This is a genomic window from Pseudomonas sp. SWRI50 (genome assembly GCF_014269095.1).
Classification (GTDB): Bacteria; Pseudomonadota; Gammaproteobacteria; order Pseudomonadales; family Pseudomonadaceae; genus Aquipseudomonas; species Aquipseudomonas kermanshahensis.
This window is the reverse complement of record NZ_JABWRW010000003.1, coordinates 54,171-75,404: the sequence shown is the minus strand read 5'-3', so window position 1 is coordinate 75,404 and position 21,234 is coordinate 54,171. Positions and strand designations below refer to the sequence as shown.

Sequence of the window (21,234 nt, the reverse complement as noted above, 5' to 3'; positions counted from 1 at the left end):
TCATTTCAGCCGCATGCACCGATCCTGTGCCCTCTGCACCGCACGAAGGCACAAAAACCCTCAAAACCTGGCAAGAAAGCCCTGAAAGCCAATGTTTCCGGGTTTTGCAAAACTGGCACGCCCCCTGCAATAAGTCCTGTATCTCCAGTTTCGGGGTCCTCGGTACAGGCAGGCCGGGAAAACCCCTCTTTTATTTGCAATAGCGCAAGTTTTGGGGACCCTGGTACAGGCAGGCCGGGACATCCCCTCTTTTATTCGTGCAGCCTCACCTGCACACGCCAACGCCCAGCGTCCTCTGCACCGGCCCACTCGCCGCGCAGAGGGCGCGCGGCCACCACCGTCAGCAACAGCCCTTCCTCGCTTTTCTGCACACGCCAGCCCACCGGTTTACCCTGCAGGCTCAATTGCCCCCGCTGGGCCTTGCCCTGGGCCTCGAACAGCAGGGCAACCGTGCCCTCGACGTTCTCGCCATGCAGCTTCGGCTCTTCGTTGAACCACAGGTCGAGCCCGTCCTGAACCACCTCGACCTGCTCCAGCACCCGCTCATCGGGGGTGGTCAGGCGGCCGATCATCAAGCCCACCATCAGGCCGACAATGGCCAGCGATAGCATCACCCGTGGGAAGGCCTTCGAACGCAGGTCCGGTTCAGGGGTAGAATGCTCGTCATCTTCACGCCTGGAGCCGTGCATGTTTCACGTCATCCTTTTTCAACCAGAAATTCCGCCGAATACCGGCAACATCATTCGCCTCTGCGCCAACAGCGGTTGCCACCTGCACCTGATCGAGCCCATCAGCTTCGAACTGGATGACAAGCGCCTGCGCAGGGCGGGGCTGGACTACCACGAGTATGCCACGCTCAAGCGCCACGAGAGCCTGGCCGGATGCCTGGAAAGCCTGGGTAACCCACGGCTGTTCGCCTTCACCACCAAGGGCTCGCACCCCTTCCACGAAGTAGCTTACCAGCCGGGCGACGCCTTCCTGTTTGGCCCCGAAAGCCGCGGCTTGCCAGCCGACGTGCTGGACAGCCTGCCGGCCGAGCAGCGCTTGCGCCTGCCGATGCGGCCGGGGTGCCGCAGCCTGAACCTGTCCAATACCGTGGCGGTGACGGTGTATGAGGCCTGGCGGCAGAATGGGTTTGCCGGAAGCTGATGCATTGGCAGGAACGGCCTCTTCGCGGGGCAAGCCCGCACACAATGGTTTGGCGTACGCATTTCAATGTGGGAGCGGGCTTGCCCCGCGAAGAGGCCAGAACAGGCAATAAAAAAGCGCCCCGAGAGGCGCCTTTCTGAAACCGGCAGCTCTTACTGAACGGTCGGCGTCTCGCCCGCTTCCTGCATACGCTGCAGCTCTTGCGCGTACAGGGCGTCGAAGTTGACCGGCGACAGCATCAGCGCTGGGAACGAACCGCGGGTGACCAGGCTGTCCAGGGTCTCACGGGCGTACGGGAACAGGATGTTCGGGCAGAACGCGCCGAGGGTGTGGCTCATCGACGAAGCGTCGAGGTTGGCGATCAGGAAGATGCCGGCCTGCTGCACTTCAGCGATGAAGGCCACTTCGTCACCGTTCTTGACGGTCACCGACAGGGTCAGCACCACTTCATGGAAGTCGCCTTCCAGGGCTTTCTGCTTGGTGTTCAGGTCCAGGGCAACGCTCGGCTCCCACTGCTGGCGGAAGATCTGCGGGCTTTTCGGGGCCTCGAACGACAGGTCACGCACGTAGATGCGCTGCAGGGAGAACTGAGGGCTGTTGTCTTCGGCAGCTGCGCCGTTGGTCTGTTGGTCAGTCATGGCAGATCCTTATCCTAATGTTTTTGAATGCAGTGCAAATCAGGCCGCCAGCAGCGCGTCGAGCTTGCCGGCGCGCTCCAGGGCATAGAGGTCATCGCATCCACCGACATGGGTGCTGCCGATCCAGATCTGTGGCACCGACGTACGGCCGGCCTTCTGGCTCATTTCGGCGCGAACCTGCGGTTTGCCGTCGACCTTGATTTCCTCGAACGCAACGCCCTTGCTCTCGAGCAGGTATTTGGCGCGCATGCAGTAGGGGCAGTAGTCGCTGGAATAAACGATGACGGGCTTCATATCACTTCACCAGGGGCAGGTTATCGGCTTTCCAGCTGGAAACGCCACCGCTCAGCTTGGCGGCGTTGTAACCAGCTTTGAGCAGCTCGCGGCAGAGCGTGCCGGACTGCTGGCCCATCGCATCGACGATGATCAGGGTCTTTTCTTTGTGCTTTTCCAGCTCGGCCATACGGCTGACCAGCTTGTCCTGCGGGATGTTCACGGCACCCACGATGTGGCCCGCGGAGTATTCCTTGGCGGTACGGATGTCGATGACCAGGGCCTTGTCAGCGTTGACCAGGGCAGTCAACTGGCCATTGCTCAGGCTCTGGCCGCCACGGCGGACTTCATTGATGAGCAGCAGGACCAGCAGAACAACGAAGATCGCAACCAGGATGTAGTGATCTGTCGCGAATTGAATCAGGTGAGCAACCATCAGCGGTGTTCCAGGCGATTGAAAATGCCGGCCAGTATACACAGCCCCCCATGACCACCAAAGCCCGACTGGCCGGCCAGAAAAGCAGCTTTGCCCTGGCGCGGTGGCTGCGCCGGTCGGGGGATGGGACGAATATTCGCCGTTGATGGCGCATTTGCCCTAAAATGCGTGTCTTTATCATCTTTGAACAACCGTGAGTTTGATTGATGACGAGTACGCCCAAACCCCTGGTCCTGATCATCCTGGATGGCTTCGGCCACAGCGAAAGCCCCGAATACAACGCCATCTATGCCGCCAACACACCGGTCTATGACCGCCTGCGCGCCAGTCAGCCGCATGGTTTGATCTCCGGTTCAGGCATGGATGTCGGCCTGCCAGACGGGCAGATGGGCAACTCCGAAGTCGGCCACATGAACCTCGGTGCCGGCCGCGTCGTCTACCAGGACTTCACCCGGGTCACCAAGGCTATTCGTGATGGCGAGTTCTTCAGCAACCCGGTGCTCACCGGCGCGGTAGACAAGGCTGTCGGTGCCGGCAAGGCCGTGCACATCCTCGGTTTGCTGTCCGACGGCGGCGTGCACAGCCACCAGGACCACCTGATCGCGATGGCCGAACTGGCCGCACAGCGTGGCGCCGAAAAAATCTACCTGCACGCCTTCCTCGACGGCCGCGACACGCCGCCACGCAGCGCCAAGTCGTCCATCGAGCTGCTCGACCAGACCTTCGCCAAGCTGGGCAAGGGCCGCATCGCCAGCCTCATCGGCCGCTACTTCGCCATGGACCGCGACAACCGTTGGGACCGCGTTGCCGCGGCCTACAACCTGATCGTCGACAGCGTTGCCGACTACACCGCAGACACCGCCCTGGCCGGCCTTGAAGCCGCCTACGCCCGTGAAGAAAACGACGAGTTCGTCAAAGCCACGCGCATTGGCGAGGCCGTCAAGGTTGAAGACGGCGACGCGGTGATCTTCATGAACTTCCGCGCCGACCGCGCCCGCGAACTGTCGCGTGCCTTCGTCGAGCCGGACTTCAACGAATTCCCGCGTGCGCGCCTGCCGAAGATGGCGGCTTACATCGGCCTGACCCAGTATTCGGCAAAAATCCCGGCGCCAGCAGCCTTTGCACCGTCCAGCCTGGACAACGTGCTGGGCGAATACCTGGCCAAGAACGGCAAGACCCAGCTGCGCATCGCCGAGACCGAAAAGTACGCGCACGTCACGTTCTTTTTCTCGGGCGGCCGTGAAGAGCCGTTCGAAGGCGAAGAGCGCATCCTGATCCCGTCGCCGAAGGTCGCCACCTACGACCTGCAACCGGAAATGAACGCGCCGGAAGTCACCGACCGCATCGTCGAAGCCATCGAGCAACAGCGTTTCGACGTGATCATCGTCAACTACGCCAACGGCGACATGGTCGGCCACACGGGCGTGTTCGAGGCCGCGGTCAAGGCCGTCGAAGCGCTGGATACCTGTGTCGGGCGTATCGTCGAGGCGCTGGATAAAGTCGACGGTGAAGCGCTGATCACCGCCGACCACGGCAACGTCGAGCAAATGGAAGACGCCTGCACCGGCCAAGCGCACACCGCGCACACCACCGAGCCAGTGCCGTTCATCTATGTGGGCAAGCGCAAGGTCAAGGTCCGCGAAGGCGGCGTGCTGGCCGACGTGGCGCCGACCATGCTGAAATTGCTGGGGATGGAAAAGCCTGTGGAAATGACCGGGACGTCGATCCTGATCGACGCCTGATCGGTGTAGGGGGCCGCTTTGCGGCCCATTCGCGGGGCAAGCCCGCTCCCACAGGGGCGGTACTGTTTCAACAGCAGCAACTCTCCTGTGGGAGCGGGCTTGCCCCGCGAATGGGCTGCGAAGCAGACCCCTGACACATGAATTCCAGACAAACGCCTCGCCGCATCTGCCGCGAGGCGTTTTTTTTGCAGGCTCGCGCGGGCATACTAGGCCAGTCTCCATCCCTGGTACGCCCAACCCCATGCTCCGCGCCCTGATCCTACTCGCCCTGTCTTGCCTGCTCAGCCCGGCATTTGCCGATGAGCGCGCACAGACCCAGCAACAACTGGACGCCACCCGCCAGGACATCGCCGAGCTCAAAAAGATGCTGGGCAAGCTCCAGGAAGAGAAATCCGGCGTGCAGAAAGACCTCAAGTCCACCGAGACCGACATCGGCAACCTCGAGAAACAGGTGGAGGCCCTGCAACAAGAACTAAAAAAGACCGAGGGCGAGCTGGAGCGCCTTGATACCGAGAAAAAAAAACTCCAGAGCGCCCGCGTTGAACAACAACGGCTGATTGCCATCCAGGCCCGTTCGGCCTACCAGAACGGCCGCGAGGAATACCTCAAGCTGCTGCTCAACCAGCAGAACCCCGAGAAATTCGCCCGCACCCTCACCTATTACGATTACCTGAGCAAGGCGCGCCTGGAGCAACTGCGCACCTTCAACGAGACCCTGCGCCAATTGGCCAACGTCGAACAGGACATCGCCCGCCAGCAGGAGCAACTGCTGGCCCAGCGCGCCGACCTCGACAGCCGCCGCCAGGCCCTCGAGACCGAGCGCAGCAAGCGCCAGCAAGTACTGGCCAAGCTCAACAACGACATGAAAGACCGCGACCAGAAGCTGCAGGCCCGCGAGCAGGACCAGGCCGACCTTGGCAAAGTACTCAAGACCATCGAGGAAACCCTGGCACGCCAGGCCCGCGAGGCAGAGGAAGCGCGCAAGAAAGCCCTGCTGGCCCAGCAAGAGGCGGAAAAACGCCGCCAGCAGGAAGCCCTGGCCGCCGCCGCAGCGCGCGAAGAAGCCCGCGAGCCGGTCGAGCCGCCGAAAAAGGCCCGCACCACCCTGGGCCCGATGGTTTCCAGCGATGGCGCCAACTACGGCGGCGCTTTTTCTGCTGCACGGGGCAAACTTCCGTGGCCCGTCAATGGTCGATTGCTGGCACGCTTCGGCGATGCACGCGGCAGTGACGCCCGGGCCAAATGGGACGGGGTGATGATCAGCGCCAACCCAGGCACGCAAGTACGCGCCGTACACGGCGGCCGTGTGGTGTTTGCCGACTGGTTGCGCGGTGCTGGACTTCTGGTCATTCTCGACCATGGTAATGGTTACCTGAGCCTGTACGGCCACAACCAGAGCCTGCTCAAGAGCGCCGGTGACATCGTCAAAGCCGGCGAAGCCATCTCCACCGTGGGTGACAGCGGTGGCCAGGACAGCGCAGGCTTGTACTTCGCCATCCGCCAGCAGGGCCGGCCTACCGACCCGTCGCAGTGGTGCAGAGGCTAGGGTTTGTCCGAAAAACAACCCCGTTCACCTTTTTACGGCGTAGCCTGAATGCTGCGCCGATGCTCCTCACGGAGCGCCTTCAGGATCAGGAGTTCGTTCGACATGCTGCACTCGCCTCGTCTCACCCAGCTGGCCCTGTCCATCGCCCTGGCGGTCGGCGCGCCCCTGGCCATTGCCGCAGAGCCGGCCAAGCCAGCAGCGGTGCCAGCTACCGAGGTGACGGCCAAGGCGCCGCTGCCGCTGGAGGAGCTGCGCACCTTCGCCGAGGTCATGGACCGCATCAAGGCCGCTTACGTTGAGCCGGTGGACGACAAGACCCTGCTGGAAAACGCCATCAAGGGCATGCTCAGCAACCTTGACCCGCACTCGGCCTACCTCGGCCCCGAGGACTTCCAGGAGCTGCAAGAGAGCACCAGCGGCGAATTTGGTGGCCTGGGTATCGAAGTGGGCCAGGAAGACGGCTTCATCAAGGTGGTCTCGCCCATCGATGACACCCCCGCCTCCCGGGCCGGCGTGCAGGCCGGTGACCTGATCGTCAAGATCAACGGCGCCCCGACCCGTGGCCAGACCATGACCGAAGCCGTGGACAAGATGCGCGGCAAGGTCGGCGAAAAAATCACCCTGACCCTGGTCCGCGATGGCGGCAACCCGTTCGACGTGACCCTCGCCCGCGCGGTGATCCAGGTCAAGAGCGTGAAAAGCCAGCTGCTGGAAAACGACTACGGCTACATCCGCATTACCCAGTTCCAGGTCAAGACCGGCGACGAGGTGGGCAAGGCCCTGGCCAAGCTGCGCAAGGACAATGGCAAGAAGCTGCGCGGGGTGGTGCTCGACCTGCGCAACAACCCCGGCGGCGTGCTGCAGTCGGCGGTCGAAGTGGCCGACCACTTCCTGACCAAGGGCCTGATCGTCTACACCAAGGGCCGTATCGCCAACTCCGAACTGCGCTTCTCCGCCGACCCGGCCGACGCCAGCGAAGGCGTACCGCTGGTGGTGCTGATCAACGGCGGCAGCGCCTCGGCGTCGGAAATCGTCGCCGGCGCCCTGCAGGACCAGAAGCGCGCTGTGCTAATGGGCACCGACAGCTTCGGCAAAGGCTCGGTGCAAACCGTGTTGCCACTGGCCAACGACCGCGCCCTGAAGCTCACCACTGCGCTGTACTACACCCCCAACGGCCGCTCGATCCAAGCCCAGGGCATCGTGCCGGACATCGAAGTGCGCCCGGCCAAACTCACTGCCGAAATCGATACTGACAACTTCAAGGAAGCCGACCTGCAGGGCCACTTGGGCAACGGCAACGGCGGCGCCGAGCGCCCGACTGGCAGCAGCAAGCGCAAGGAACGCCCGCAGGACGATGACTTCCAGCTGAGCCAGGCCCTGAGCCTGCTCAAGGGCTTGAACATCACCTCGGGTAAATGATCGCGCCCATGCGGTATCTGCTGTGTCTGCTGTGCTGCCTGTTGGCCGGCGTCGCCCAAGCGGCGCCGACCAGCAAGGCCTACATGAGCATCATCATCGACGACCTTGGCCAAAGCACCGAGCGTGACAGCCGCACGCTCGCGCTGCCCGGCCCGGTCACCATGGCAATCATGCCCGACACCCCGCACGCCAGCGATTTCGCCCGCCAGGCACACAAAGCCCACAAGACCGTGATCCTGCACATGCCCATGGACCCGGCTACCGGCCCCTATGCCTGGCACCCCGGGCTACCGCTGCCCGAACTGGCCAGCCGGCTCGACGCGGCCTTGGCCAAGGTGCCGTACTCGGCCGGCATCAACAACCACATGGGCAGCCGCATGACCGCCCAACGCGAAGCCATGACCTGGCTGATGGGCGAACTGCAGCACCGCCACTTGTTCTTCGTCGACAGCCGCACCAGTGCCGCCACGGTGGCCGCCGCCGAAGCTCAGGCGCAGGATGTGGCACACGTGTCGCGGGATGTGTTCCTGGATGACGTGCGCACCCCCGAAGCCATTGCCGGGCAACTGCAACTGGGTATCGCGATGGCCCGCAAGCAAGGCTCGGCCGTGTTGATCGGCCACCCCTACCCGCAAACCCTCGAAGTACTGGCACGGGAAATCCCGCGCCTGAGAAGCCAAGGCGTTGAGCTGATCGGGCTCAAACAGATGATTGCCGAACGCGGTAACCAAGCCATGCCTGCCCACGGCAAACATGGCCGGTACAGCAACCGCTGAACGTCTTAATCGAACGGGATGATGCCGCGCGCCTGTTCCAGGGTGAGCTTGCCTCTATGCACCCGCTGGGTTGAGCCTTCCTCGCGCCCACTCAAGCGACGCTGGCTCCAGGTTTTCAAATGGCCCAAGGTGAAGTCACGCGCCAGCGCATCAGCGGCAGGCATGTGGAAGTGTGCGGCCCACAACGGCCGGCCTGATGCGGCGCCTGGTTGCGCCAGACGCATGATCTTGTACTCGTCGAAGGTGCTGCCATTGGCCATGACCTGACGCGGGGCGACGTACTCCACCTTGATCAGGTTCTGTTCATGCAGAAAACGTAACGCATCGGCGCTGGGGTAGCGCGTGTCGGTGTACAGCATGGTCAGCTTGAGGTTTTTTTGCGACCGCATCTGGTCCGAGGCAACCTCCAGGCGTCTTATAAGGGTGGCGTTGGCGCCTTCCTCGCCCAATATCGTTGCCGCCTGCCCCAGCTTGTCTATCTGAAGATCAAACAGGCGCGCAAGCAACGTGCTTTTAAGGTCATTCACCACGTATTCGTCGGCCTTCAACAGAAGCTGATCGTTCTCGTCCAGCAGCGCCTGCACCCGAAACGCCGTATCAGTTGCGTCAATTTCGGGGTCGGCCGGTGCTGGCTCACGGCCTCGCTCATGCCATTGGCCGTCCCTCCAGTCAAAGGTGGCCAACACCGAGTTATTGAACGGATCACGCACCTGATACACCGTCTGACCATCGGCATCGAGCTCTTTCTTGCCGATCAGTATCTGCCCTTCCGCGTTACGCACCGCCCGCTGCGGCTCGCTTGAGATGATGTAGGGCAAGCGCGCGTCAGGCGCACGGGCACCCTCCTGCTCCTTGATCAACGCGACCAGCCGACGCCCTGCATCACGCTTGAGCTTCTCCAACTCCGTCCGGTAGCGGTCCAACATCGAAACTTCAATCAACGCCCCACCCGTTTCGCGAATTCGCAAGCTGTTGACCAGCGCAGCTGCGTATTCGTCCCATGCCTCCTGCAAGATGGTGATACGGTCCTCGAGCGGCAGGTTGGCGAAGTCGAGCTCACCATGGGCACCCCCCGCATTACGCAATGACAGCCCCGACAGCTCCTCCCGGAATACATTGATTGTGCGCTGACCATCGATGCTATCCAGGTGTAAAGCCAAATCGGCAAGGTTCAACACCTGATGGAAGCGGAACTGAACCGTGCTGAACGTGCGCTTGGCAATAAGTGAATCAACGCTGCGGCTTTCCGGTTCGGTGGGATTGCTGATGATTTCCTCGCCTGGCACATCGACCAATAGCTGGTCGAGATGTTCGAATGCAGCCAACATGCGATCCTGAATCTCTACGACGCCTTCGAGCTTGCGGCGAAATGCCTTATAGGCTTCAAGCACTTGTTGCAGAGGCTGACCATGAAGGTGCTGCTGCATAGCGGTCAGATCCTGATAATCCGCCAAATCCCAGAGCTCACTGAGGATAAAATCGCTGTTACGAATCAGGCTGAGCTGAACCTCTCGCCGCTGCTCTGTCAGACCCGCTTCCACCCCCGCTCGCCGTTCGCGGGCAAATTTGGGTTCAAACATGGTCTCGATCGTGCCAAGAATCTCCTGGCAGTCCCGAACGATCTCTTCAACCTGCCCTACCGCTTCATTGCGCTTGCTACGAATTTGCGCGTCCCATTCGGCTTGACGCGCTTCGTACCGGCCAATCATTGCCCTGGACGCGGCCTGCTCGCTGTCTGTGGTGGCCAACGCCAGCTTGGCCCGCTCTGTTTCCAGCAGTTCACCCAGCTTTGCGACCTTTTCTCGCAAAACCGGAATGCTGAAGCCGGCATCGGCAAAGCGGAGCGTCGCTGCTCTGACCTGCTCATTAAGTTTGGCAACAGTAGAATGGTGCTTGCGGAAGAGATGGGCGATGTTGTCGCGTGTATGTCGCCTCATCCCGCCAGAGAGACGAAGCGAACCATCGATACGCCAAGCGCCGTTAGCATGAATCAGCCACGGGCCAAAGCCGCCCTTGCCGTCGATCACCCGCACACCACCGTCGACCACTTCAACCAGGTAAGCATCGGCATCCAGGGTCGCGTACAGGTGCCCCTCGATCTGATACAGACCTGCTTTCTCGCCCGTGACCTGCAATGCAGAGTCGGGTAGCGACACCCCCGTACGCATGGCGCGCAGTGCTCGGCGCTGCTCAGGTGCAAGCCAGTTGAACCCTTGATTGCCACGCCAGGAGAAGTCCAGATGGTATTGCGGCTGTGCCGACAGCTGACCGATGTCCGCCGCCTCACCGCCAGCAGGGACCACCAAGACCTCGGCAAAATCCCCGCGCTGCGGGGCAGGTAAGTCGAACGTCGAAACATCGGGAGGTGTTCCGGTCGTGGCAGGGTGCGGAACAGGGTGCGGAGCCGGCTGCCGCGCATGCAGCAGTACCATGCTCAAGTTCAGCAACAGATCTGAAACAGCAGCGGGGCGGTCGAACTCGCCGCCCTGCTCGAGCGCCAGCAGGTCGTTCTCCAGCGAGGTGATCAGTTGCACCAGCCACGCCACGCTAGCCACCGGGCCACGCAGCGCCAGCGACAGCACATCGAACAGCAGCCAGGCGCCCTGGGACAGGGTTTCCCACCGCCGCTCGGCATTCGAGGTGGATTGCATGTCCGCTAGTTCGACAAGCAGATCACGGTTGGCGTTGTATAACCTTTCATCGATAGCGGTGGTCCAGAACACCGGTTCTATGACAGGCGGCTGAGGGCGCTCGGGCAAACTGGACGGGTCGATACCAATGCTGGTGACGTGCGGCTCATGGAACCCGCCATGGTCGTAAATATGGCGGACCTGTGGGTTCAGCCAGTCCAAAATGCTCGCTTGCAGCAGCGTGGACTCCTGGATGTGAGCGAGCAACGCCGCCAGGCTCGAGTACTCACGCAGGGTGTCCTGCGGGTATAAAGGCCGGTACAGCAGCACCAGCTCAGGCTTGGCACAGAACAGCACATACATGCCGCGAACGAGGTCCTGCTGGCGGGAGCCTGGTTGGCGTCGAAAGGTCAGCGGCATCAGGGTCATACGGGGTGTCTGCGGGTCGAAATGGCCTGCACAGAAGTCAACGACGCATTGCAGCCCAGCTTCCGTGACCTTGCCGTCGAGCTTGGCACCTAATGCGCTGAAGCGCAGGGCGTTGCGCCACTCTCGGGCGAAGCGCCGGACGCGCTGCGCACGCTGCAACGGGTCGTCAAGCAGATGTGCGACGTAGGTGGGATAGTTGCCACCCACATCGATCTGACTCACCAATTGACTGGCCGCATTGGCATCAAGCCATGCCGGTGCAGCGGTACCATCGGCGCGGCGTATGCGCCGTATCGAGGCGCCACTGAGCGTGCCGAGGTTGCCAATGGCGAACTCGGTCAGGGTCTTGCTACCTTCGAACGCCACCGACTCACCGCCGCCTGGGCCCACGCCTGCGCCCCCCGGAATACCCAGCGCCACGAAGAACTCGATCACCAGGTCATCCGGGGAGATAGCCTGCGCGTGAGCGGATTGCATCTGTTCAGTGAGCTGCTGGCGGGTGTAATCCTTAAGGCTCAGGATGCCGTCCAAGGCGGCCACCCCTTCGGCGTCGAGCTGAGCGACTGCCAGCTGCAACAGACCCGCCCGGTAGGCCACGCTGTCGCTGCCGGAACTGGTCGACAAAGCCGGTGGGGGCTTGACCGCCGGAGTGTCGTCCAGGTAGCTGTCAAACCACTGCGCGGGGTCACTTATCTGGGCGAACAGTTGCTCAAGAGCGGCGATATCTTTCAAGCGGCGGTAGCTCACCCTGTCCACCTGAGTGAACAGCGTCTCCAGCAACGCCGACACCTGCTGTGCAAATACATTGCCCTCAACCGGATAAAGCCGCCAGGACATGGCATCGAAGCTGTAGCGCTGCGCCAGGTCATCACGCAGGGCCCAGGCGAAAGCGGCCAGCGAGGCAAAGCTGCGTACCTCGCCAGACGGCGCGCACCAGAGCACGACCTGCCGCTCATCCCACTCACCTGTCACCAGCAGATGGCTAAGCAATTCTTCCGACTCACGGGAACCCTGGGTCAACTGGACCTTCACGAAGCCCACAGAAGGCTGGTCGGCACCGCCGCGTATCAGGCCGCGAATGCAGGCCTGCTCCTGTGCATCCAGGCCTTGCAAGGGCAGCCCCCGCAGCAGGGCCGTGCTCAACAGCAACTGCAGCCAATGATCACGGCTTGCACCGGTACTCCCGGCACTCGCCCAAAAGCCGAGCTGCGCCTCGCAGAAAAGCTGCGGCAGCTGCTCGATCAAGTCATTTAGCGGTTCACTCAGGCCACTGAGCTGGCGGGTGTCGAGCACGTTGTCGGAGCCGGCGAAGCGATAATGCCCATCAAGGCCGAGCTTATGATGGCGGCCTTCGACAGGCTCCAGATCGAGAAAGCGCGATTCGAGCATGGCCTGCAGTACACGATCTACCAAAGGCTGAGTGGACCAATAGGGTGTGGAGGGGTCCGGGCTGTCCAGCATGATTTTATCAGCGGACGGCAATGCAGGCTGTACATAGGCCAGCCATGGCAGCTCTGCCAGCAGTAAGGTGAGCAATTGGTCGCTGACGACCTGGCGTAGTGTGGGACGGGCGGCGAACTGCCGGGCAGCGGCTCGCTTGAAATCGAATGTCGATGCGTCCGAGGGGGTCATACGAAGGCACTCCAGGTAAATGAGCGGGAAGCCTGTCGCGTGCGCTCTGCCACCTGGTGCTACTTATTGCAGGGCAAAAAAAAGCCCTGCTGTTCAGCAGGGCCCTTTTTCACAACGATCAGCTGTACACACGCCCCAGCAGCTGGCGATGGCTCTCGAACTGGTCGAGCACATCACGCACGATCTGCTCCGGCGCGAAGCCCATCAGGTCGTATTCCTGGCTGCCATCGTGCAGGTACACCTCGGCGCGGTAGAAGCGCTGTTGCACTTCCGGCTCGCCCTCGACCGGCGCCTCGCTCGGCGCGGCCAGGTAGCCGTCCAGGCTCACTTCGTAGACGAAGGGGTTGCCCTCTTCCATCATCACCCGCAGGCCCATCATGTTGCGCGACTGGCCCACACGGGTTTCCACCTCGAAGCCCAAGGTGCGCAGCTGCTCGGCCGCTTCTTTCAGGGCCGGGCTGACCTGCTTGTCCATGAAGCGCTGCACCACGGCTTGGGTGGGCTGCAGTTCCAGCTGGGTCAGGCGCTCGCTGAAGCCGCGGCGGCCACGGGCGGCCAGTTCGGCACGCTCCTGCTCCACCGCAACGTCCTGCTTCATGGCTTTGTACAAGCCGAACATGAACAGCACCAGCACCACCGAGAACGGCAGGCCAGCCAGCACCACCATGGTCTGCATGGCTTCGAAGTTGCCGGCGAACAGCAGGCCAATGGTGACCAGGGTGATGATCACCGACCAGAACACCACCATCCAGTGCGGGGCGTCTTCGTCCACCTTGCCGCCTTTGCACGACAGGTTGGCCATCATCACCGCGCCGGAGTCGGCTGGGGTGAGGAACAGGACGAAGCCGACGAACACCGCCACACCGATCACGATCTTGGCGGCCGGGAAGTATTCCAGCAGCTGGTAGATCGACATCGACGGCTGCTCAAGGGCCGTCTTGCCCAGCTCCACGGCGCCCTGGTTGATCACCAGGTCCAGCGCGGTGTTGCCGAAGATCGACAGCCAGGCCAGGGTGAAGCCCAGCGGGATCAGCAACACGCCCATGACCAGCTGGCGCACGGTACGGCCCTTGGAGATACGAGCAATGAACATGCCGACAAACGGGCCCCAGGAAATCCACCAGGCCCAGTAGAACACGGTCCACAGGCCCAACCAGCGCTCGGACTTGCCCGCCTCGCCTTCGTAGACGTACAGGTCGAAGGTCTTCAGCACGATACCATTGAGGTAGTCGCCAACGTTCTGCACGAAGCCATTGAGCAGGTGCAGGGTCTCGCCGCCCAGCAGCACGAATATCAGCAGGCCGCTGAACAGGATGATGTTCAGGTTGGACAGACGGCGGATGCCGTTCTCCACGCCCGACACTGCGGCCACGGTGGCAACGCCGGCCATGACCAGGATGACCACCAGCAGGTTGGTCTTGCTGTGGTCCATGCCGAACAGGTACTCAAGGCCCGAAGACACCTGCATCGAGCCGATCCCCAGGTTGGTGACCAAGCCCAGCAGGGTGACGAACATGCCGAAGATGTCCACGGCATTGCCGGCAGCGCCCTTGACCCAACGCTCACCCACCAGCGGATACAGCGCCGAGCGCAGTGCCAGCGGCTGGTTGTGGCGGTAGGCGAAGTAACCCACGGCCAGACCGACCAGGGCGTAGATCGCCCAGCCGTGCAGGCCCCAGTGCAAGAAGGTCAGCTGCAGGCCCTGGCGCGCGGCTTCGAGGCTGGCAGGCGTGCCTTCCGGTGGGTTGAAATAGTGGTCCAGCGGCTCGGACGCGCCGAAGTACAGCAGCGAAATACCGATACCGGACGAGAACAGCATGCCGGCCCAGGCGCCGTAGCTGAAGTCGGGCTGGTCATCTTTGCCACCCAGCTTGAGCTTGCCGTAGTCGGAGAAGGCCAGGTAAACGACGAACACCAGGTATCCGCAGATCACCAGCATGTAGTACCAGCCGAAGGTGCGCGTCAGCCACTTCTGGGCCACGCCCAGCATTTGGCCTGCGGTTTCGGGTACAGCGATAAGCAAGGCAGTCAACGCAAGGATCAGCAACGCCGAGGTGTAGAACACGACGCTATTGACCCGGACCCTCTCGGCGGGGGGTTTGGTAAGGGAGGCAGAACTCATTGCACGAATGCTCCGGGCAGTACGGCTGTGGAGGCTAATCAGTCTTTTCCCGAGCAATTGGTGGAATACCCCCACTGCGTCAGGTGTTATAAAAGCACCCTGGAAACCGTGATCCCGAATCGATACGTTGCAAAAAAACAGACAGGTGGTCTGCAAAAAATGCCGCATCCAACACCGTGGTGCGCGCATTCGTCACAGAGCACCCCGCCCGCTCCAAGGGCCTGCCGCAGGTCGATGACCGTTCGGCAGAATCTGCATTTCGCATCGCACATGCCCGTCAACGCCTTGTATTCCGGGGGTTACGCGATTTCCTGGGGTGTCAATCCGTGCGCTCGAAACAGCCTGAAAAACTGTCAATGGCACAAATTGTCGCAGAGCTTATTCTTTATTGATTGAACGTTCAATCAAAACAAAATAGACTGGCCTTCGCCGAGTCAGCCGCTTGTCGTCTGCTTGTCAGGCCTGAGGAGAATGCAAGATGCCCAAGGTCGGTATGCAACCCATCCGCCGCCAGCAATTGATCGAAGCCACCCTGCTAGCGGTCGATCAGGTGGGGCTGGGAGATGCCAGCATTGCGCTCATTGCCCGTTTGGCCGGCGTGTCGAACGGCATCATCAGTCACTACTTTCGGGACAAGAACGGCCTGATTGCAGCGACGATGGGTTACATCATGAACATGCTCAACGAAGGCGTTGCAGCACGGCGCCAGGCACTGACGGACGACAGCCCGCGTGCCCACCTGAAAGTGATCATCGAGGGCAACTTCGATGCCAGCCAGGTGAACGGCCCGGCAATGAAAACCTGGTTGGCCTTCTGGGCGTCCAGCATGCACCAGCCCGATTTGCACAGGTTGCAGCGGATCAACGATCACCGCTTGTACTCCAACCTATGCTGTCAGTTCCGCCGCGTCCTGCCGCTTTACCATGCGCGCAAGGCAGCCCGCGGGCTGGCGGCCCTGATCGACGGCCTATGGCTGCGTGGCGCGTTGTCGGGAGATGCTTTCGACACCGACCAGGCGATACGAATCGCTTACGAATACATGGATCTACAACTGGCTAAACAGCAGTCCCTGGGCACAACCGACCAGGCTTCTGAACCACCGCGCACGGCCGTTGCCAACCCGGCAGGAGCGTGACGCGCTAGCCAACCACACACTGCACTTGCGAGGACACTATGGCCCGTTTCGGAACGCAAAAACTCTACATTGATGGTGGTTATGTCGACGCTGGCAGCGATGCCACCTTCGAGGCCATCAACCCGGCCAACGGCGAAGTCCTCGCGCACGTGCAACGTGCCACTCAGGCCGACGTCGAAAAAGCCGTCGAAAGCGCCGAGCGTGGCCAGAAAGTCTGGGCTGCGATGACCGCCATGCAGCGTTCGCGCATCCTGCGCCGCGCCGTCGACATCCTGCGCGAGCGCAACGATGAACTGGCTCAGCTGGAAACCCTGGACACCGGCAAGTCGTACTCCGAAACCCGCTACGTCGACATCGTCACCGGCGCCGACGTGCTGGAGTACTACGCAGGCCTGGTGCCAGCCATCGAAGGCGAGCAGATCCCGCTGCGTGAAAGCTCCTTCGTCTACACCCGTCGCGAGCCGCTAGGCGTCACCGTCGGTATCGGCGCGTGGAACTACCCGATCCAGATCGCCCTGTGGAAATCCGCCCCAGCCCTGGCCGCTGGCAACGCGATGATCTTCAAGCCGTCGGAAGTCACCTCGCTGACCACCCTGAAACTGGCCGAGATCTACACCGAAGCCGGCCTGCCTGATGGCGTGTTCAACGTGCTGACCGGCAGCGGCCGCGAAGTCGGTACCTGGCTGACCGAGCACCCGCGCATCGAAAAAGTCTCCTTCACCGGCGGCACCACCACCGGCAAGAAAGTCATGGCCAGCGCCTCGAGCTCCTCGCTCAAGGAAGTGACCATGGAACTGGGCGGCAAGTCGCCACTGATCATCTGCGCCGACGCCGACCTGGACAAGGCCGCCGACATCGCGATGATGGCCAACTTCTACAGCTCCGGCCAGGTGTGCACCAACGGCACCCGCGTGTTCATCCCTGCCGAGCTGAAAGCCGCCTTCGAAGCCAAGATCGCCGAGCGCGTTGCCCGCATCCGTGCTGGCAACCCGGAAGACGAAAACACCAACTTCGGCCCATTGGTCAGCTTCCAGCACATGGAAAGCGTGCTGGGTTACATCGCCAAGGGTAAAGCAGAAGGTGCCCGCGTACTGTGCGGTGGCGAGCGTCTGACCGAAGGTGACTTCGCCAAGGGTGCCTTCGTGGCCCCGACCGTGTTCACCGACTGCACCGACGACATGACCATCGTCAAGGAAGAAATCTTCGGCCCGGTGATGAGCATCCTCAGCTACGAGACTGAAGAAGAAGTCATCCGCCGCGCCAACGACACCGAATACGGCCTGGCCGCGGGCGTGTGCACCAACGACATCACCCGTGCCCACCGCATCATCCACAAGCTTGAAGCCGGCATCTGCTGGATCAACGCCTGGGGTGAATCGCCGGCCGAAATGCCGGTCGGTGGCTACAAGCAGTCGGGCGTTGGCCGTGAAAACGGTATCAGCTCGCTGGCTCAATACACGCGCATCAAGTCGGTCCAGGTCGAGCTGGGCGGCTACTCCTCGGTTTTCTAAACCGCGTGTAGTCACGCCCGTGCCAGCGCGCACGGGCGTTCCCGCTCCCTGATCACCGCCAAACGAGGGTACTTAAATGTCCCAAGAATTCGATTACATCATCGTCGGCGCAGGTTCCGCCGGTAACACCCTGGCCACCCGCCTGACCGAAGACGCCAGCGTCACCGTACTGCTGCTGGAAGCCGGTGGCCCCGACTACCGCTTCGACTTCCGCACCCAGATGCCAGCCGCCCTGGCCTTCCCGCTGCAGGGCCGCCGCTACAACTGGGCCTACGAGACCGACCCAGAGCCGCACATGGACGGCCGCCGCATGGAATGTGGCCGCGGCAAGGGCCTGGGTGGCTCTTCGCTGATCAACGGCATGTGCTACATCCGCGGTAACGCCATGGACTTCGACGGCTGGGCAGAACTGCCAGGCCTGGAAGACTGGACCTACCTGGACTGCCTGCCGTACTTCCGCAAAGCAGAAACCCGCGACATCGGCCCTAACGACTACCACGGTGGCGAAGGCCCGGTCAGCGTCGCCACGCCCAAGGCTGGCAACAACCCGCTGTTCCACGCCATGGTCGAGGCCGGCGTGCAAGCCGGTTACCCGCGCACCGAAGACCTCAACGGCTACCAGCAGGAAGGTTTCGGCCCGATGGACCGTTCGGTGACCAAGAACGGCCGCCGTTCCAGCACCGCGCGCGGCTACCTGGACCAGGCCAAGAAGCGCCCGAACCTGACCATCGTCACCCATGCCCTGAGCGACCGCGTGCTGTTCGACGGCAAGCGTGCCGTGGGCGTGACCTACCTGGTCGGCGACAGCGAAGAGCGCGTCGAAGCCCGTGCCCGCAAGGAAGTCATCGTCAGCTCCGGCGCCATCGCTTCGCCGCAACTGCTGCAGCGCTCCGGCGTCGGCCCGCGCGCCCTGCTGGAAAGCCTCGACATCCCGGTCGTGCATGACCTGCCGGGCGTTGGCGAAAACCTGCAGGACCACCTCGAGCTGTACCTGCAGTACGCGTGCACCCAGCCGGTGTCGCTGTACCCGTCGCTGCTGTGGTGGAACCAACCGGCCATCGGCGCCGAGTGGCTGTTCAATGGCACCGGCATCGGCGCCAGCAACCAGTTCGAGGCCGGTGGTTTCATCCGCACCCGCCCTGAATTCAAGTGGCCGAACATCCAGTACCACTTCCTGCCAGTCGCGATTAACTACAACGGCTCCAATGGCGTGAAGGAGCATGGCTTCCAGGCGCACATGGGTTCGATGCGTTCGCCAAGCCGTGGGCGCATCCAGGCCAAGTCGAAAGACCCACGCCAGCACCCGAGCATCCTGTTCAACTACATGGCCACCGAGCAGGACTGGCAAGAATTCCGCGACGGCATCCGCCTGACCCGCGAAATCATGGCCCAGCCGGCGCTGGACCCGTACCGTGGTCGCGAGATCAGCCCGGGTGCGCACGTGCAGACGGACGAAGAGCTGGACAAGTTCATCCGCGAGCACGCCGAAACCGCCTTCCACCCGTCCTGCTCGTGCAAGATGGGCACCGACGACATGGCAGTGGTCGATGGTGAAGGCCGCGTGCATGGCATGCAGGGCCTGCGTGTGGTCGATGCGTCGATCATGCCGATCATCATCACCGGCAACCTCAACGCCACCACGATCATGATCGCCGAGAAAATCGCGGACAAGATCCGCAACCGCAAGCCACTGCCGCGCAGCACCGCCAAGTACTACGTGGCCAACGGTGCGCCAGTCAAAGGCAAGCCGATGCGTGAAGTGAAGCAAGGCTGATTGCCCTGAGGGCCGCTTTGCGGCCCATTCGCAGCACAAGGCTGCTCCTACCGGGGAACGCGCTCCCTTGTAGGAGCAGCCTTGCGCTGCGAAGAGGCCCGCCCAGGCAACACAAAAGAAGGCACCCCTCGCGGTGCCTTTTTTTCATCTGCAGAAACGCTTTACATGCTGCCAATTCATCAGGTTAGAATCAGTTGGCACGCGACTTGCGAGTCAAGCCCCCTTCCCGCGATATCCCGGAGTACCTGCCTTTGGATGCCAGCACCATCAACAGCCTGTTTCTGATCGGCGCATTGCTGGTGGGTGCAAGTATCCTGGTCAGTTCGCTGTCCTCTCGCCTGGGCATCCCTATTCTGGTCATCATTCTCGCCGTCGGCATGGTCGCCGGCGTGGACGGTGGCGGCATCATCTTCAACAACTACCCGACCGCCTACCTGGTGGGCAACCTGGCACTGGCGGTGATCCTCCTCGACGGCGGCCTGCGCACCCGCGTGGCCAGCTTCCGCGTGGCGTTGTGGCCGGCGTTGTCGCTGGCCACGGTCGGGGTGATGATCACCACCGCCCTCACCGGCCTGGTCGCGGCGTGGCTGTTCAATTTGAGCCTGATCCAGGGCCTGCTGATCGGCGCCATCGTCGGCTCCACCGACGCCGCGGCGGTGTTCTCGCTGCTGGGCGGCAAGGGCCTGAACGAGCGGGTCACCGCTACGCTTGAGATCGAGTCGGGCAGCAACGACCCGATGGCAGTGTTCCTCACCGTCACCCTGATCGACATGATCGCCAGCGGCCAGACCGGGCTGCACTGGAGCCTGCTGACCCACCTGCTGCGCGAATTCGGCATCGGTGGCCTGCTGGGCCTGGGCGGCGGCTGGCTGATGCTGCAACTGGTCAACCGCATCAACCTGGCCGGTGGCCTGTACCCGATCCTGGTGGTGGCGGGCGGCCTGGTGGTGTTTTCGCTGACCAACGCCCTGCATGGCAGCGGCTTCCTCGCCGTGTACCTGTGCGGCCTGGTACTGGGCAACAAGCCGATTCGCAGCCGCCACGGCATCCTGCACATGCTCGACGGCATGGCCTGGCTGGCGCAGATCGGCATGTTCCTGGTGCTGGGCCTGTTGGTCACGCCGCATGACCTGCTGCCGATCGCCCTGCCGGCCCTGGGCCTGGCACTGTGGATGATCCTCATTGCACGCCCCCTGTCGGTGGTCGCCGCGCTGCTGCCGTTCAAGGCCTTCCATGGCCGCGAGAAGGGCTTTATTTCCTGGGTCGGCCTGCGCGGCGCGGTACCGATCATTCTGGCGGTGTTCCCGCTGATGGCCGGGCTGCCCGATGCGCAGCTGTTCTTCAACCTGGCGTTCTTCATCGTGCTGGTGTCGCTGCTGGTGCAGGGCACCAGCCTGCCGTGGATGGCCAAGCTGCTGAAGGTCACGGTACCGCCAGACCCAGCGCCGATCTCCCGCTCGGCGCTGGAAGTGCACATCACCAGCGAGTGGGAGCTGTTCGTCTACCGCCTGGGCGCCGAAAAATGGTGCATCGGCGCGGCCCTGCGCGAGCTGAAGATGCCCGAAGGCACGCGGATTGCCGCACTGTTCCGTGGCGAACAACTGCTGCACCCGTCGGGCAGTACGGTGCTTGAGGTGGGCGACATGCTCTGCGTGATCGGCCACGAACATAACCTGCCCGCGCTGGGCAAGCTGTTCAGCCAGGCGCCGCAACGTGGCCTGGACCTGCGCTTCTTCGGCGACTTCGTGCTCGAAGGCGATGCCGAACTGGGCGCCGTGGCCGCACTTTACGGCCTGAAACTCGACGGCCTGGACGCAAAAATGCCGCTGGCGCAGTTCATCCGACAGAAGGTCGGAGGCGCTCCAGTAGTAGGCGACCAGGTCGAATGGCATGGCACGATTTGGACCGTGGCGACCATGGACGGGAACAATGTCCAGAAAGTGGGCGTCAGATTCCCCGAAGGAACGCGACCCGGACCAGGATTGTTCCTCTAAACTCCGTTTCTGCCTGATCCACAATGTA

Annotated in this window: 15 protein-coding genes; 9 read left to right on the top strand and 6 right to left on the bottom strand. The window is 62.4% G+C overall.

What is annotated here, in order from left to right; translation table 11 throughout:
- Positions 1 to 251: 251 nt before the first annotated feature.
- A complete protein-coding gene (locus tag HU750_RS04230) occupies positions 252 to 689 on the bottom strand; it encodes a hypothetical protein (protein ID WP_186677165.1) in 438 nt (145 codons plus the stop codon).
- Between HU750_RS04230 and trmL the strand changes: the two genes are divergently transcribed.
- Positions 688 to 1,149 carry a tRNA (uridine(34)/cytosine(34)/5-carboxymethylaminomethyluridine(34)-2'-O)-methyltransferase TrmL gene (gene trmL / locus HU750_RS04225; RefSeq protein WP_099455580.1) on the top strand — a complete coding sequence of 154 codons (462 nt, stop codon included), beginning with the start codon at positions 688 to 690 and terminating at the stop codon, positions 1,147 to 1,149. The two genes, HU750_RS04230 and trmL, sit on opposite strands and share 2 nt — an antisense overlap.
- A 152-nt stretch (positions 1,150 to 1,301) precedes the next feature.
- Here the strand turns inward: trmL and secB are convergent, their stop codons facing one another.
- Genes secB through HU750_RS04210 form a run of 3 tightly spaced genes read right to left on the bottom strand, consistent with a single transcriptional unit; the run spans position 1,302 to position 2,496 of the window.
- Positions 1,302 to 1,787: a protein-export chaperone SecB gene (secB, locus tag HU750_RS04220; RefSeq protein WP_027592380.1), complete on the bottom strand. Its 486-nt coding sequence runs from the start codon at positions 1,785 to 1,787 to the stop codon at positions 1,302 to 1,304.
- A 39-nt stretch (positions 1,788 to 1,826) separates the two neighbouring features.
- Positions 1,827 to 2,081 (bottom strand): glutaredoxin 3, encoded by a 255-nt coding sequence (gene grxC, locus HU750_RS04215; RefSeq protein WP_003249204.1) that lies wholly within the window; start codon positions 2,079 to 2,081, stop codon positions 1,827 to 1,829.
- A 1-nt stretch (position 2,082) separates the two neighbouring features.
- Complete coding sequence (locus HU750_RS04210) at positions 2,083 to 2,496, bottom strand: rhodanese-like domain-containing protein (protein ID WP_027592379.1); 414 nt, start codon at positions 2,494 to 2,496, stop codon at positions 2,083 to 2,085.
- 206 nt (positions 2,497 to 2,702) lie between these two features.
- Here HU750_RS04210 and gpmI point away from each other — a divergent pair, with 206 nt between their 5' ends.
- From gpmI to HU750_RS04190, 4 genes are all read left to right on the top strand, one after another.
- The gene (gene gpmI, locus HU750_RS04205; protein ID WP_186677163.1) at positions 2,703 to 4,238 is read left to right on the top strand and encodes a 2,3-bisphosphoglycerate-independent phosphoglycerate mutase; all 1,536 of its coding nucleotides are present in this window, start codon (positions 2,703 to 2,705) and stop codon (positions 4,236 to 4,238) included.
- A 241-nt stretch (positions 4,239 to 4,479) separates the two neighbouring features.
- Positions 4,480 to 5,784, top strand: coding sequence for a murein hydrolase activator EnvC family protein (locus tag HU750_RS04200; protein ID WP_027592377.1), 1,305 nt, complete (start codon positions 4,480 to 4,482; stop codon positions 5,782 to 5,784).
- A 102-nt stretch (positions 5,785 to 5,886) separates the two neighbouring features.
- Positions 5,887 to 7,203, top strand: a complete 1,317-nt coding sequence (locus HU750_RS04195) for a S41 family peptidase (protein ID WP_027592376.1) — start codon at positions 5,887 to 5,889, stop codon at positions 7,201 to 7,203.
- Positions 7,204 to 7,211: 8 nt separating this feature from the next.
- The gene (locus HU750_RS04190) at positions 7,212 to 7,979 is read left to right on the top strand and encodes a divergent polysaccharide deacetylase family protein (RefSeq protein WP_186677160.1); all 768 of its coding nucleotides are present in this window, start codon (positions 7,212 to 7,214) and stop codon (positions 7,977 to 7,979) included.
- Between the two features lie 5 nt (positions 7,980 to 7,984).
- On the opposite strand, the gene HU750_RS04185 is transcribed toward HU750_RS04190, so the two are convergent.
- Both HU750_RS04185 and HU750_RS04180 read right to left on the bottom strand, forming a co-directional pair.
- Positions 7,985 to 12,670, bottom strand: coding sequence for a dermonecrotic toxin domain-containing protein (locus HU750_RS04185; RefSeq protein WP_186677158.1), 4,686 nt, complete (start codon positions 12,668 to 12,670; stop codon positions 7,985 to 7,987).
- Between the two features lie 118 nt (positions 12,671 to 12,788).
- Positions 12,789 to 14,792, bottom strand: a complete 2,004-nt coding sequence (locus HU750_RS04180) for a BCCT family transporter (protein ID WP_186677145.1) — start codon at positions 14,790 to 14,792, stop codon at positions 12,789 to 12,791.
- Between the two features lie 478 nt (positions 14,793 to 15,270).
- Between HU750_RS04180 and betI the strand changes: the two genes are divergently transcribed.
- The 4 genes from betI (at position 15,271) to HU750_RS04160 (ending at position 21,206) form a co-directional block, all read left to right on the top strand.
- Positions 15,271 to 15,927, top strand: coding sequence for a transcriptional regulator BetI (betI, locus tag HU750_RS04175; protein ID WP_027592372.1), 657 nt, complete (start codon positions 15,271 to 15,273; stop codon positions 15,925 to 15,927).
- A gap of 38 nt (positions 15,928 to 15,965) precedes the next feature.
- Positions 15,966 to 17,438 carry a betaine-aldehyde dehydrogenase gene (gene betB, locus HU750_RS04170; protein ID WP_186677142.1) on the top strand — a complete coding sequence of 491 codons (1,473 nt, stop codon included), beginning with the start codon at positions 15,966 to 15,968 and terminating at the stop codon, positions 17,436 to 17,438.
- Positions 17,439 to 17,514: 76 nt separating this feature from the next.
- Positions 17,515 to 19,212, top strand: a complete 1,698-nt coding sequence (gene betA / locus HU750_RS04165; RefSeq protein WP_186677138.1) for a choline dehydrogenase — start codon at positions 17,515 to 17,517, stop codon at positions 19,210 to 19,212.
- Between the two features lie 251 nt (positions 19,213 to 19,463).
- On the top strand, positions 19,464 to 21,206 hold the full coding sequence (locus HU750_RS04160; RefSeq protein ID WP_027592369.1) for a potassium/proton antiporter: 1,743 nt from the start codon (positions 19,464 to 19,466) through the stop codon (positions 21,204 to 21,206).
- Positions 21,207 to 21,234: the final 28 nt, after the last annotated feature.